Here is a 14169-nt window from a genome sequence, read left to right as displayed (position 1 = left end):
TAAACCCTAAATAAGATTTAGTTATTTTGTAGGATGTTTTGTCTGGATTTCAGGTATTTCAACTACTAATTCTAGAGGGAAACTTCATCCTAATAGACTTTTCATTTTACGATTATCATCAAAGTGTTCACACAAACTATTATTCCACCCTTTATGTTGGAACGTTTTCACTTTGGAATTGACAACTTGATATTTCTTTACATTTCCCATTCTAGCAAATTAGTTTCCATGACTGGTTTTGAAGTATCCTTTGGAATTCTAAATGTTTTAATTTCACAAGGCTGAAAGCTCGCTGTAATCATACGATCCCACTTAGGTAATCGAATCGTTGCTTCTGTTGCCACTCTATTTGTCTCATAGCAGCGAATAATGATATCATCGTTATCCTCTGCTTGTTTCATTGCACTAATGATCACATTATCCTGTTCTATAGCGACGTAGGAATCCTTCTGTGGCAATGAACCTTTATGGTACGTTTCAATTAATGCAACCGGACGCTGGTTTAAAACAGCTGCATGCTTCACAGTTTGCGCTTCTTCCCAGCTGTCTTCATGTGGTAATAAAGTATATCGGAATTGTTGAATTCCTTGATCAATAAAAGAATAGTGTCCATCCGGATCTGGAATTAGCGGATCATGATGCGCATAAATTGGACTTCTTAACACAGTAAGACTTAAGACATTTCCTTCCACATCATAGCTGTACTTTGCATTATTGGCAATACTTAGACCATAGCGACCACCTGTTTCTTTGACTGTTCCGGAAACATCAATCCAAGCCTGTCCAACTTGTTCTTCCCCATTTGCTTCACGAATGATATGACCATAAGGAATTTCATAGGTTGCTTTTCTGTGTACCACATTTACCGGGTATTTTAACTTCAAAGCTTTAAACTTTTCTCTCCAATCAACTGTTACATTTACATCAATATGATCTAAATCCTTATACATCGAAAATTCCTGGACCAGTTTTGATGTGCCATATTCACTTATTACACGAATAACTGATTTGATTGGCCCGTGCTCAATTCGCTTAATGCTTGTCGCTTTAAATTCCCCTGCTACATCATTGTAACGAACAACATCATGTGACCATGTATCACTTGTATCATGAATCACAACCGGCTTTGCCGCATCTCCTGTGAACACTTCATATTGCTTTTGTTTGTCGTAAAGACTCGTAATAAACCCGCTATTTGGATCAAACTCTAATCGAAAACGATTATTCTCTAAACTAAAATCATTTGCTTTGATTGGTTCAAATTGCTTTGGTTTCGAATTAGAGATGACTTTATATACTCTGTATCCCATAGCTGGAAGCTTTGCAATAAAACTCAAACGATTTCTGCCGTTTGCTGTTGCTTGAGATTGTACGACTTGAACAGGAACTTCCTGTCCCGTTTCATCTGTTAATATTTGATCTCCCTTAAAGCGTTTAAACTCCACCTCAACATTTGTCTCAACATCCCATGAATGCGGGTTGAACACCACAATTGGGAGCATATCTTCGTCTTGTTCTATTTGAATATTCCATGCAAGAGATTGGACAGCATAGTTAAGACCGCGTTCTGCAATCGTCATCGCTTCTCCATGCATGTTCCGAGCATCCTCATAAGCATCCTCAATGCTTGTTCCAGCTAAAATATCGTGAAATTGATTGAACATGACATTTTTCCACGCTTGTTTAAAATCATCTGGATATGGTTGACCTGTAGTTGCTTCAGCGATAACAGACAATTTTTCCGCCTTAGCCAGCATGTTCTCTGCTTCTCTATTCCATTTTTTTATACCAGAATGAACGGAGTAACAGCCTTTCGCATGATTTTGTAAATCATGGTGAACTGTTGGAAGAGCTATATCCTTTTTCTTTACCTCTTCAAAAAATTGATTTGGCGAACTAAAAACTAAATTCGGCAGATCTTCTTCTTTGTTTAATCGTTTAAGGCTTTCAATATTTTCCTTTGTTGGTCCGCCACCATGGTTACCGACTCCATAAAAACTCATTAATTCATTAACAGGTTCTTTTAATTCCGTTGAACATCTGCGAACATGATTTTCTAAATCTTGTCCCCATGTTGTATATTCAAAAGGAATTTGGAATGTCATCACTCGTGAACCGTCATCAGATTCCCACCAGAATAAACGGCCCGGCAAACCTTTTTCATGTGGTCCCGGACGCATGAACACATAATGATCCATCCCGCTTTTTTGAAGAATCTGAGGAAGCATTCCTGAATGGCCAAAGCTGTCGACGTTATATCCAACCGTCGCAGTCACTCCAAACTTTTCTTTGAAATAATGCTGACCATATAATCCCTGTCTTACAAATGATTCGCCACTCGGGATATTGCAATCAGGCTGCAACCACCACCCGCCGCAAATGATCCATCTCCCTTCTTGAATTTTCTCCTTGATTTCTTCAAACATGTTTGGATCGTTTTTCTCAACCCACTCATACATAACTGCAGAGCTTGATGTAAAGACAAAATCCTCATATTCATTCAACCGGTCTAACGCTGAACGGAAGGTTGCTTTTGTTTCCTGGAATCCTTCCTGCCATTGCCATAACCATACTGGATCTAAGTGCGCATTGCCGATCATGTGTAGTGTTTTTTCTTTCATTGTTCTTCCTCCCCGTTGAGTAAAATGCTTTTTACTTATCTAATTTCATTAGAAAAACTATAAATTTATAAAACCACCGGACTTAAAAGCTGCCTTCTTACCTTTCTGTGCCTTTTCCAAAGCAAGTAGTGCAATTGAAAAGCTTGCATAGTCACCAATTTTTTCGCCAAGCCCTGTTGGCGTTATTTCACAGACCGATACCGATAATGGAATCGCTTCTTTGGCTATCTCCTCAAGAACAACCGGTTCGAGGATTTCCTGCTGCCTGCCATAGATGCTGCCAATGACAATTTTTTCTGGGTTTAAGATATCAATTAACGTGGAAAGAGCTCTTCCTAAACGGAAACCAACAATCGAAAATACTTCTTGAGCAAGTGAATCACCTGCTTGGGCTGCCTCTCCTACTTTTTTTGCGGTGATATCTTTTAGTGACTCAAGGTCTTCACAATAGCCGGGTGGATTCCCTTGCCGGATTGCGTCCTCTGCCATTTGAGCAGCAAGTCTTGCGATTCCTCCTCCACTACAAAAGCCTTCAAATGAACCAGCTTTCCCAAAACCAACCGGCCCATCTTCTGCTAAACGGATATGCCCTACTTCACCGGCAAGATCATTTGTACCAGAATACAATTGCCCATTTAAAATCAGACCAGCACCCATTCCTGTGCCGAATGTAAGAAAGATCATGTTTTCTGTACCCTTGCCGGCACCCCATCTCCACTCTGCCATTGCACCCGCATTGGCATCATTTTGCAGAGCAACCGGAATGCGATATTGTTCTTCTAGCATTCTAACGATCTCTATTTTTTCCCATCCCGGTAAATTTGGTGGTGATAGCACGATCCCTTTTTTACTATCTAATGGACCACCACAGCTGATCCCAATCGAAGAAAGATCACTTATTTGATGTGTTTCTATAAGGTCATCTAATGTATCTGTCATTTTTTTGATTGCTTTTTCCGGAGTATCTGGAGTAGGAAATTGAACTCTTCCCACTGTTTCAATGCCATCTCCTTCTACTCGTCCAAGCAGGACTGCACATTTTGTTCCACCAATATCTAATCCAGCTACAATCGTCATGATTCGAAAAACTCCTTTTCAAGCATAATACAAATCGTATGGTAGATTGGCAGATGTCTTTCCTGAATATCTACCGTCTCATCCCATGGCACACAAATGGAAACATCAGAGATTTCCTTTAGTTTTCCGCCACTCTTACCTGTTAAGCTAATCGTCTTTATACCCATAGCCTTTGCTACTTTAAAAGCTCTGATCACATTTGATGAGTTACCAGAGGTGCTTAACCCTATCAAGACATCCTGTTCATTCCCATAGCCATAGACCTGCTGGGCAAAGACCATATCAGCGGCTACATCATTCACAAATGCTGTCATTAATGCCGTTTGACTGACGAGTGATATCGCTGGTAATGCTTGCTGCAGGTGGTTGGCAAGGTATTCTCCCTCAGTCGGATCGATTTCAAGTAACCTCTGTCTATATTCAGAATCCACAGGACGGTTTAATGTGAACCCTTTCATCAACTCACCAACAATGTGTTCACAATCTGAAGCGCTTCCACCATTTCCGCATAAAAGAACTTTCCCTTTATGACGGTAGCTTGATACTAAAGTTTCAACTGCCATTTCTATGTCTTTTCTGCATGAAGAAAGTTCTGGATACTTCTCTATTAATCTTTCCATTTCATGGTTCATTAGGGGATACTCCTTTCCTATCAGTTCCTTATCGTTCTATTGCTGCAAATGATCAAACGCTTGTTTAATAAACATCTCATCACCGAAACTGCCTGATTTTAACACAAATAAGTAGGGTGGTTGTGTGTGTGATATACATGATGGCAGGCCTGATTGAATTTCCTCCCAAACCCGCATTCCACTAATCCCCAAAGCTTTGCAGACTGTAGCAGATGTGTCACCACCTGCAATGACAAATCGATGTTGACCTGTTTGTGAAATGACCTCTGAGGTAATTGCCGCAATCGTGGATGAGATAAATCGGGACACTTCAGTATTGCTCCAATTCAACTTTGCGGCTGTTTCCTTTGTTTCTCTTACTTTCTCTTTTGTATTAGAAGAGTGAAGCAAAACGTGTTGGCCCTCATTTATTTTTTTGACAATATCACTTATTAAAGGATCCAGTTGATTCGTTATACCATGTTGGATTAAAGATAAAGTGTCCAGTTCAACCACATAACTCCCGGCATTCTTCATATATTCCACTTGTTGAAAGGTTTGCGGCATTAAGCTTCCTGCTGCACAAAACAATCCTTTTTCAGGTATAAGCTTTGGTAGGGGAAGTGTATGTTGTTTTGTCACCTGCTTGCTTTTCACCTTTGGGAGCTCCTCTGCCAATGCAGAGCTTCCACAAATGATCTTTTCATCTTTTACTGCTTTGGCAATTACAAATAAATCTTCCTGATCAGCAACATCTAAAATAAGATAATGAGCCCGCTTGTTCTCTCTTACTTTATGAATCTCTTGTTTAATGACCTCAGAACCTTGTTTAATGATATCGTGTGTAAGACCTAACACAGCTCTCTTCGTTTGGGCTTGTAAAATCTCTACCACATTTGATGTTGTCATTGGATGAATAGGGTCATGTTTAAACTGAGAGTTTTCCAGCTTTTCTCCGTACACGTAATGGACAGAATCAATCGTTGTTCTTCCGTTTTTAGGAAAACCTAAGACAACAATCGCAAAATCCTCATCAAGAGCATCTAACATCGCATCAAATTCCGCTCCAATATTCCCTCTAAAAACGGAGCATGTTTTATTAATAAACTGAACAGCACCGGCTTGTTGAATCTCCTTTGTGGCCCTGTATACCTTTTGATAAGCAGTTGTTGCTTGATCCAGCCTTGAGTCAGTATCAAAGATTAATACATCCGGGTAATTTCCAGGCAACTGATCACGCACAAAGGAATGCCAGCTATAGATGTCAGCAATATATCCTGATTTACTAAACATAACGCCTATATCATTAGATCCGGTAATATCGTCCGCTATCACACCTATCATCGAAGATCCCACTTTCTTCTTGTTTTATATCCCGAAGAGTCAAGGAAATCAGTCACGACTTCTCTAGATATTGAATTCATGTTTACCGATGCACCCATTGCTGTTACCATCATTTTGCATGTATATTCCAATGTCTGTAAGGCCATTCGGGCTTCTTTGATACTTGTGTCATAAACAAGAACACCGTGATTTTCCAGTAATAAAATGTTTGCCTTTTTTGCCTTTTCCCTGACTGCTTCTCCTAATTCCTTGGAGCCTGGATGATGATAGCCAACACGTTCAACTCTTTCCAGATAGTACATTGACTCGACAAACCAGTCTGAAGGAATGTCCAATTTAGAACATGCCACTAACGTGCTGTAAAAAGGTGAGGCATGTAGGACTGCTTGTACTTCAGGTCGATTCTCATAGATGGCAAGATGCATAGGCACTTCTTTAGACGGTTTCTTTTCACTCTGATATACACTTCCATCAAAAGAGCACTCAACAAAGTCATCAGCCGAAAGTTCACCTAGATAGGTTCCACTAGCTGTAATAAGAAACTTTTCATCGGATGTCTTTGCACTAATATTTCCCGCATTTCCCCATGCAAGATGATGGTCCATCATATAACGCCCAACTTGTCTTAATTGATTGTTTATTACCTGTGTCATCACCATTTTCTTCACTCCATTGTGTTAACAAGGGAAGGTGCTCCTCCCCTTGTGCATCATTTTCACCTTATAACTCAAAGTCATTTGCACGGTTGGCACTAGTTAGAAAGTTAACTATTTTATCAGTAACTGTCTTTTGTACTGCTGCTTGCCCAACTTGTTTTTTATCACGATTTAATGCTTTGCATTCCTGGTTTGTCATTCTTTCTTCTCTTCCAAGAGCACCTAGTAAACTTAATTCTAAATCTGTTGCGATATTTACTTTACTAATCCCGCCGTTCGGTAGATTCATTGCCGCTTGTATCATCTCAGCAGGTACGCCGGAACCTCCATGCAGGACTAAATGTACAGGTGTTAACGAGCGAATGGCTTTAAGTCGTTCAAGGTCTACAGTTGGCTCTTTCACCTTGTACACACCATGTGCCGTTCCAACTGATACAGCCAGGGCATCTACATTTGTTTTCGTCACAAATATGAGTGCCTCATCCGGATCTGTATATAACTCCTCGTCATGATCTGTTTCAATAAAATCTGTTGTCCCAATCATGCCAAGCTCTGCTTCAACTGATACTCCTTTGGAATGTGCATATTCAGCAACCTCTGCACTGATGTCAATGTTTTTATCCAATGGATGTTCAGAAGCATCAATCATAACGGAAGTAAACCCCGCTTCAATGGCATCCTTGATGACTTGAAGGTCCTTTGTATGATCTAAGTGCAAAACAGTTGGAACTGTAATGTTTTCATCTTTCATTGTTTGATAAAAAACTTCCCCAACCTCAAAAGGAGTGATTCCATATCTGTTCAGCTCCTTTTCAGAAATCTGCACAATGATTGGTGACTTCGTTTGTTCACCAGCTCTTAAAATCGGAAGAATCATATCTGTATATCGAGGGGAGAAAGATCCGATCGCATATCTTCCATTTTCTGCTTGCTCTAATGCTTTTTTCAGTGTGATAATATTTTTCTGCTTAACAACCTTCATTGAAATCTCTCCCATTGGTTTAATAGTAGGTCCCTACCATTCTTTTTGATAAAAGCTCCTCAACGGCTTTTGTAGAGGTAAGTATCCGTCTGCAAATAATTCTCTATATTTTGGATAATTTTTTTCATTTGGGATGATTTCAACCCATTTTTCCCTAGAGAGGGTTCGCGCTATTTCTTTTTCATCTTTATAAATGCCACAACCCAGCCCAGCAATGATGGCTGCACCAAGTAACGTGGCTTCTTGAATTGAAGGTATCGTTAATGAACAATTAGAAACATCTGCCTTTATTTGCATCCAGTGATGATTTTTTGTACCACCGCCAGCAGCAAAAACCTTCGATATCTTGGCAATTCCAAAGGATTCTACGGCTTGTTTCATATGTTCAAATTCATATGCTGTTCCTTCTAAAAGCGCCCGGATCAGATCTCCCTTTCCATGTCTGGATGTTAAACCAATAAAAGCTCCTTTTGCGTTAGAATCTGCATAGGGAGATCCGCTTCCGGCCAGATACGGGTAATACAAGATTCCTGTGGGATGCTTTGGTGTTTCATCCAACCTTGCGACAATGTCTTCATAAGATAAAACATCTGTCGATAGAAGATCTCTTAACCATTCCACTGACCCTCCTGATGATTGAATCGCCCCCATCCAAAAGAAGGTATTCGGCAGGGCATGACAACCAAAGTTAAAGCCTGATTCATAGTCTTTTAAGGTTAAAGCCCTTTCACTGAAAGCACCGACTAATGTTTCGGCAGTACCAACTGAATCTGAGACAAACCCCGGCTTTACAGCCCCTACCGCTAAAGCCGCACAGATATGATCATGACCAGCAACAGCGACTGGTATCCCTTTTTTCAAACCGATATTGTCAAAATCAGCTGAAGCAATTTCTCCCACCTTTGTACCAGAAGGTCTCGCTTCAGGAAATAAAGATTCATGAAGACCAAAATGACGAATCCATGGAACATCCCAATTCTTATGGTCAATCCGGAACGAAAAAGTTCGAGCTGCCAGGGTGTAATCGGTCCCCATTTTCCCTGTCAGCATATAGGCAATGAAGTCAGAAGTAGACAACCATTTTGCTCCTCTTAATGCATCCGAGTTTTGCTGCTTCAGCCATAATACCTTCGCTAATCCATGTTTGTAGTTATTTCGCAAGCCAGTTTTTTGAAAATGCTCGAGTGGATTCAATTCCTTCTCTATTTGAGTGGAAATTCTCTCCGTTCGACGATCGAACCAAGGAATCACGTCTGAACGGAAGCTACCCGTTTCTGAGTCAATTAATAAACCACTTTCTGCCATACTCGTAATCCCGATACAGGAAACGCTATCATTTTGGCTTGTTGTGACATGTTGGATCGCTTTTGTTACGATGTCCCACATTTCATCCGGTTTATAATAGAAGGAACCTTGTTCATTTTGGTAGCTTTTATTTTGATAGATTGCAAGCTGAAGCAATTCTCCGTCTTGCTTAAAAAACCCTGCCTTAATGTGCGTAGTACCGATGTCGATCGCTAGTAAACTCATTTACTTTGACATTCCTTCCAACACATCCTTGACCCTTTCTACACCTAACTTAGGGCTTGATAAAAACTTATGTTGCATTTCTTTTGGAAGAGAAGAAACAACCCGGGCCATGGATGCTTGTGCTAGCACAACCACATCTGCCTTCTCTGCTACTTTTGTTAAAACGTCCACCAAAACTTGATCATGTCCTTCTGTATCTCCTGAAAGCAATCGTCTATATGCTTCTTCCGCCAAGTTCGATGTGAGCTCAACTTCACGATTAAGTTCAACACTTTTGTCTTTAAGTAATGTCACGGTAGGACCTAATGTAGTTGCTAATGTTGCGATTACGCCAATCTCCCTGCCTGTTTGAATGGCTTTTTCAGCCATAGCTTCATCTATTCTTACAATCGGAATGTCAACCTGTTTTTGCCCTGTAGCTACAACTTCCCCTACAGAGGAACAAGCATTAAGAATGACACCTGCCCCTATTTGTTCGGCAAATTTATAATATTGGATTAGTCTGCTTTCAACCTTACGAACATCTCCACCATTTTCATTAAGTTCAGGTAAAATCGAATCGTCTACGAAATTAACAATCTCATAACTGGGAACGGTTTCATTAATCAGTGCTTTTAGCGGCTCAATTGTCACCGGAGTGGTGTGCACGACAGCAATTTTATTTTTCAAGATACCCTCTCCTTTATTGTAATACGTACAATAGTTGGTGTGTTGTGGCTTTATGAATACTTTTGTTGTTTTTATTATCAGTGAAAACGTTCCATCAGTCAACCGTTTTCTCCCTAATTAGTAGCTATTTTCAGTTAAAATATAGGAAGATTATGATATTCACAGAACTTGCATTTATAAACTAATTCCTATAAACTTAGTTTGTTTTCGTGTATTATAGTGGTATTAGTTGGTTTAGCTGATTAAAAAGCAGATTTACATTAGAAGAATCCACTCAAAATAAATATCTACTAATAGAAAAAGCGGGGTGTTATCCATGATTGCTGCAGAACGAAGAAACATGATTAAGGATTTATTAATCAAAAACAAAAGTGTTAAAGTATCTGATTTAGTCAAACAATTCGATGTTTCTGAAGAGACCATTCGCAGAGATTTAAACCAATTGGAAAAGGAAGGGATCGTCGAGAAGAACTACGGTGGCGCTATCTTAGTTGACAGAAAATCGCCTCATCCAACGGTCTTACCTCTCCAAGAACGACAACAGCAATTTGCGAAAGAAAAAGAATTAATAGGAAGAAAAGCGGCCGAATTAATTGAAGAAGGGCAAACCATCATCCTTGATGCAGGAACAACAACATGGCATGTAGCCACAGGTTTAGCTGAAAAAGGACCATTAACGATTATTACCAATGCCATGAATATCGCTGAACAATGTACGACAAATGAAGCTGCCTCAATCTATTTATTAGGTGGAAAACTAAGAAGAAATTCATTAAGTACTGTAGGACCACAAGCTGAAGAAGAGCTACAAAAATATAATGCAAATTACTCTTTCTTAGGTACTTCCGGCATTTCATTACGGCACGGTTTTACCAGCTCAGATTTATACGAAGCCGAGATGAAAAAGGCAATGGTCTTAGCAAGTCACAAACGAGTGGTACTGGCTGATCATAGCAAACTGCAAAAAGCAGGACTTACGTCGTTTTGTACATTTCAAGATGTCGATATCTTTATTACTAGTGATCTTGCCGATAAACAAGTGTTGGAAGAAATCGCAAAAATCGGCGTGGAAGTCATTGTTGTTTCGACAAGTGATGAATAAGAAAAGCGCAAGCACCTTGGTCCGTCTAGGGCAAACAAGACGCAAATGAATAGAAGACGTTCTTTGTCTTCAATTCACTTGTGGCTAGACCTTAGAGGCAGCCAAAAGCGCGACGGTCCTGTCGCATTGACTGCACTTGCACATCCTGTGCGATCTAAGGCTAGGCGCTGGAGCTGGACACTTACACTAAGGACAAAATTTCATACTTTCTTACCTTTAGAAAAAGGCCTCAATTATTGCAGCCCTTTAATTGTTTGGGGAGTTTGGCCCTCCCTGAGTAAAATCAATACGCTAATTCCTTTGCCTGTCCAGTTACCTCAAAAACATAAGTCAAAACATCCATACCTGTTAATTCTAAACTTCTTTGATCCGGCTGGCTTCCTCCAATATATACTTCAAATTTCCCTGGCTCGAGAATTCGTTTTCCTTCATCATTAATTAGTGCCATGTCCCTTGGATCGAGCGTGAGGGTTATTTCTTTTTCCTCTCCTGTGGCAAGAAATACCTTTTTGAAACCTTTTAACTGTCTTACAGGAATGTCTATTGATGCCTCTACATCTTTCACATACAGTTGCACTGCTTCTTCCCCATCTTTTTCACCTATGTTTTTTACTTTTAATGTAAACGAAATGGACTCACCTACGTCAATTGACGCTTTGCTTTCTGCTGTTTTTTCATAAGAAAACGAAGTGTAGCTTAAGCCATACCCAAATGGATATAGAACATCGTTTTTAAAGTAACGATAGGTTCTGTTTTTCATTGAATAGTCCCTAAAATCCGGCAGGTCTTCTGTGCTTTTGTAAAATGTAACAGGAAGCTTTCCTGATGGATTGTGTTCACCAAATAATACCGACGCAATGGCTCTTCCACCTTGAGCACCAGGATACCAAGCCTGAATAATGGCAGGAATATGCTGATCGGCCCAGTTCAATGCCATCGCACTTCCGGATAAATGAACTAAAATAACTGGTTTTCCAGTTGCGTATACAGCTTCCAGCAATTCCTGTTGAAGCCCAGGTAAATCAAGGTTTTGTTTATCACCACTACCAAAGGTATTTGATTCATGCATTTCTTCCCCTTCAATTGTTGCATCAAGTCCTAAACACATGACAACAACATCGGAACGCTCTGCAGCAGATATCGCTTCGACAAATCGGTCTTTCGGATGATCCAGTGTACTCTTTTTCTTTTGATAAAGCTCACAGCCTTCCGCATAATAAACCCTTGCTTTTCCTTTTGTTGCTTCACGAATTCCTTCTAAAACTGTGACATATTCGGATGCCGTTCCTTCATAATTCCCAACCAGTGCTGCCCTGCTGTCTGCATTAGGTCCAATTACGGCAATATTTTTTATTTCTTCTTTGTTTAATGGCAGAGTTTGATTGTTGTTTTTTAAGAGGACTAAACTTTTCTTTGATACTTCCAATGCAACTTGATTGTGCTCCGGGCTATCATTCACATCATACGGTATAGAAGCATATGGCACTTTTTCCAGATCATCAAACATCCCTAATTTCATTCGAGTCATCATCAGTCTTGTTACAGCCTTATCAATTGTTTCTTCTGTCATTTTCCCTTCTTCATAGGCCTCGACTAGATATTTATACATAGAACCACAATTTAAGTCACAACCATTATTCAGTGCATAAGCAGCTGATTCCAACTTCGAGCTTGTTACTCCATGACTTTCATGGAAATCTACTATTGCCCAGCAATCTGAAACAACATGCCCTTGAAAGCCCCAGTCTTTTCTTAAAATTTGTTCTAATAAAGTTTGACTGCCGCAGCATGGTTCACCGTTCACACGGTTGTATGCCCCCATGATTGATTCTACCTGTCCCTCTTTCACACAATCTCTGAAAGCAGGCAGGTATGTTTCATATAAATCCTTCAGATTCACTTCCGCATTGAAGGAATGCCTTTCATCTTCAGGACCACTGTGGACTGCATAATGCTTTGCACAGGCTGCAGCTTTCATATATTTCGGATCGTCTCCCTGCAGGCCCTTAATATATGCAACACCGAGCCTTCCAGTTAAATACGGATCTTCTCCATACGTTTCATGACCACGTCCCCATCTAGGATCTCTAAAAATATTAATATTTGGCGCCCAAAATGTGAGCCCTTTATAAATCCCCCGATCATTTTTACGAGCAAATTCATGATGCTTCGCCCTTCCTTCTGTCGCGATGACATCAGCCACTTTATTCATTAGCTGGTCATCAAATGTCGCCGCCATACCGATCGCCTGCGGAAACATCGTCGAAACACCCGCACGTGCAACACCATGCAAACTTTCATTCCACCAATTATAGCTTGGGATTCCGAGTCTTGGAATTGCACAAGATTTGTGAATCATTTGCGAAGCCTTTTCCCTTATCGTCATTCTGGATACAAGGTCTTTAGCCCGTTCCTCAAAGCTTAAGTGTTCATTTTGATATGCTGGTACTTGTTCCATTAGGTTCATCCCCTTTTTGGTTTGATTCCATTTTAGTTAAAACAAGTACTTTTTCACATGAACAATTCTGCTAATTTTATGAATTATATCCTTAAAATCACTCATTTTATGTAATATAATAACCATATACAATTCTGCTATAAGCGGGTGATAACATGGAAACAGAACTTATCCTTTGTGAATATTCTTACCATACAGAAAGAAAGCATTTTAACTGGAAAAATGGATTGGAAAACTATTTTATCCGTCTGCAGACGGAGGGGCATTGCGTGGCAAAAGTCAACCATCAAACGAAGGAACTCGCACCGGGGGATATACTGTTATGTAAACCAGGGGATTCTTGTGAGCTACTCATTGATGAATATGGGAAAAACCAAGATAATTTAGCTATTTGCAGCGGGGATTATTTTATTATTTGCAGAGGGTCATGGTTAGATGAATGGTGGGAAAGAACGGAACGACCAACGATTATACAGCTCAATGACTCTGAGAGACTGCTGGTTCTCTGGAAGGAAATGATCCGGGAAAAGCATCGTATATATGAAAAAAATCAAGAGTTTTTAGATTATTTAATGCGCTCACTCTGTTTATCTATTGATGTGTCTATTCGTAATTCAGGTCTTTCTCAATCGAACCTGCCCCAAGCTGTGCGTATAATGAAAAGCTATATCGAGGAAAATGCAAACACATCCATTAAAGTGGAGGACGTGGCGAATCACGTAGGCTTCAGCTCTTCACGCGCATCCCATCTATTTAAAGAAAAATTCGGTAAGACCATAATCGAATACGCTATCGACATCCGACTCAACACCGCAATAAAATTAATCAAATACAGCGACATGACTCTAGAACAAATCGCTGAACTATCAGGTTTCAGCAGCTACACATACTTCCACAGAGTCTTCAAAAAACGACACGGCGTTTCTCCAACAGAATGGAACAGGGGGACAGGTTCATCGTCCCTGTCCCCCTAATCTAGAGATTCATACAAACCGCAATCGTGTCCTCTTGTCAAGAAATTGGAAAAGGGAACTGTTCCCTCGATTTGCGCATCTCAATCAAAACTGGACCAAGGGATCTGTTCCCTCGATTCGCATATCTCAATCAAAACTGGACCAA

11 protein-coding genes are annotated in these 14169 nt (G+C 40.1%); 2 read left to right on the top strand and 9 right to left on the bottom strand.

All coding sequences use genetic code 11. The annotated features are described in order from the left end of the window. Nucleotides 1-197 precede the first annotated feature (197 nt). The 8 genes from LC095_RS16685 to LC095_RS16650 form a co-directional block, all read right to left on the bottom strand. Nucleotides 198-2621 (bottom strand): alpha-mannosidase, encoded by a 2424-nt coding sequence (locus LC095_RS16685; protein WP_226529210.1) that lies wholly within the window; start codon nt 2619-2621, stop codon nt 198-200. Between the two features lie 57 nt (nt 2622-2678). Continuing rightward, on the bottom strand, nt 2679-3698 hold the full coding sequence (locus tag LC095_RS16680) for an ROK family protein (RefSeq protein ID WP_226529209.1): 1020 nt from the start codon (nt 3696-3698) through the stop codon (nt 2679-2681). Further along, nucleotides 3695-4330, bottom strand: coding sequence for an SIS domain-containing protein (locus tag LC095_RS16675; RefSeq protein ID WP_226529208.1), 636 nt, complete (start codon nt 4328-4330; stop codon nt 3695-3697). The genes LC095_RS16680 and LC095_RS16675 overlap by 4 nt, the downstream gene beginning before the upstream one ends. Nucleotides 4331-4366: 36 nt before the next feature. Continuing rightward, nucleotides 4367-5653 (bottom strand): four-carbon acid sugar kinase family protein, encoded by a 1287-nt coding sequence (locus tag LC095_RS16670; RefSeq protein ID WP_226529207.1) that lies wholly within the window; start codon nt 5651-5653, stop codon nt 4367-4369. Next, nucleotides 5650-6312, bottom strand: a complete 663-nt coding sequence (locus LC095_RS16665; RefSeq protein WP_226529300.1) for a class II aldolase/adducin family protein — start codon at nt 6310-6312, stop codon at nt 5650-5652. The genes LC095_RS16670 and LC095_RS16665 overlap by 4 nt, the downstream gene beginning before the upstream one ends. Nucleotides 6313-6373: 61 nt before the next feature. Further along, nucleotides 6374-7291: a class II fructose-bisphosphate aldolase gene (locus LC095_RS16660; RefSeq protein ID WP_226529206.1), complete on the bottom strand. Its 918-nt coding sequence runs from the start codon at nt 7289-7291 to the stop codon at nt 6374-6376. 33 nt (nt 7292-7324) lie between these two features. Beyond that, nucleotides 7325-8821 (bottom strand): FGGY-family carbohydrate kinase, encoded by a 1497-nt coding sequence (locus LC095_RS16655; protein WP_226529205.1) that lies wholly within the window; start codon nt 8819-8821, stop codon nt 7325-7327. Continuing rightward, nucleotides 8822-9490, bottom strand: a complete 669-nt coding sequence (locus LC095_RS16650; RefSeq protein ID WP_226529204.1) for an aspartate/glutamate racemase family protein — start codon at nt 9488-9490, stop codon at nt 8822-8824. A 340-nt stretch (nt 9491-9830) separates the two neighbouring features. Between LC095_RS16650 and LC095_RS16645 the strand changes: the two genes are divergently transcribed. After that, complete coding sequence (locus tag LC095_RS16645) at nt 9831-10592, top strand: DeoR/GlpR family DNA-binding transcription regulator (protein ID WP_264196078.1); 762 nt, start codon at nt 9831-9833, stop codon at nt 10590-10592. A 283-nt stretch (nt 10593-10875) separates the two neighbouring features. On the opposite strand, the gene LC095_RS16640 is transcribed toward LC095_RS16645, so the two are convergent. Further along, the gene (locus tag LC095_RS16640; RefSeq protein ID WP_226529202.1) at nt 10876-13050 is read right to left on the bottom strand and encodes a glycoside hydrolase family 3 C-terminal domain-containing protein; all 2175 of its coding nucleotides are present in this window, start codon (nt 13048-13050) and stop codon (nt 10876-10878) included. Nucleotides 13051-13205: 155 nt separating this feature from the next. Between LC095_RS16640 and LC095_RS16635 the strand changes: the two genes are divergently transcribed. After that, complete coding sequence (locus LC095_RS16635) at nt 13206-14024, top strand: AraC family transcriptional regulator (RefSeq protein WP_226529201.1); 819 nt, start codon at nt 13206-13208, stop codon at nt 14022-14024. Nucleotides 14025-14169 lie beyond the last annotated feature (145 nt).

This window comes from Metabacillus niabensis (assembly GCF_020524345.1).
GTDB lineage: Bacteria > Bacillota > Bacilli > Bacillales > Bacillaceae > Metabacillus > Metabacillus niabensis_B.
This window is presented reverse-complemented; position numbering and strand designations above follow the sequence as displayed.

Bases quoted from the DNA above. Each gene is read 5' to 3' on its own strand.
- LC095_RS16670 (WP_226529207.1), bottom strand. From the start codon at position 5,653: ATGATAGGTGTGATAGCGGACGATATTACCGGATCTAATGATATAGGC.
- LC095_RS16660 (WP_226529206.1), bottom strand. From the start codon at position 7,291: ATGAAGGTTGTTAAGCAGAAAAATATTATCACACTGAAAAAAGCATTA.
- LC095_RS16640 (WP_226529202.1), bottom strand. From the start codon at position 13,050: ATGGAACAAGTACCAGCATATCAAAATGAACACTTAAGCTTTGAGGAA.
- LC095_RS16665 (WP_226529300.1), bottom strand. From the start codon at position 6,312: ATGGTGATGACACAGGTAATAAACAATCAATTAAGACAAGTTGGGCGT.
- LC095_RS16685 (WP_226529210.1), bottom strand. From the start codon at position 2,621: ATGAAAGAAAAAACACTACACATGATCGGCAATGCGCACTTAGATCCA.
- LC095_RS16635 (WP_226529201.1), top strand. From the start codon at position 13,206: ATGGAAACAGAACTTATCCTTTGTGAATATTCTTACCATACAGAAAGA.
- LC095_RS16655 (WP_226529205.1), bottom strand. From the start codon at position 8,821: ATGAGTTTACTAGCGATCGACATCGGTACTACGCACATTAAGGCAGGG.
- LC095_RS16680 (WP_226529209.1), bottom strand. From the start codon at position 3,698: ATGACGATTGTAGCTGGATTAGATATTGGTGGAACAAAATGTGCAGTC.
- LC095_RS16675 (WP_226529208.1), bottom strand. From the start codon at position 4,330: ATGAACCATGAAATGGAAAGATTAATAGAGAAGTATCCAGAACTTTCT.
- LC095_RS16645 (WP_264196078.1), top strand. From the start codon at position 9,831: ATGATTAAGGATTTATTAATCAAAAACAAAAGTGTTAAAGTATCTGAT.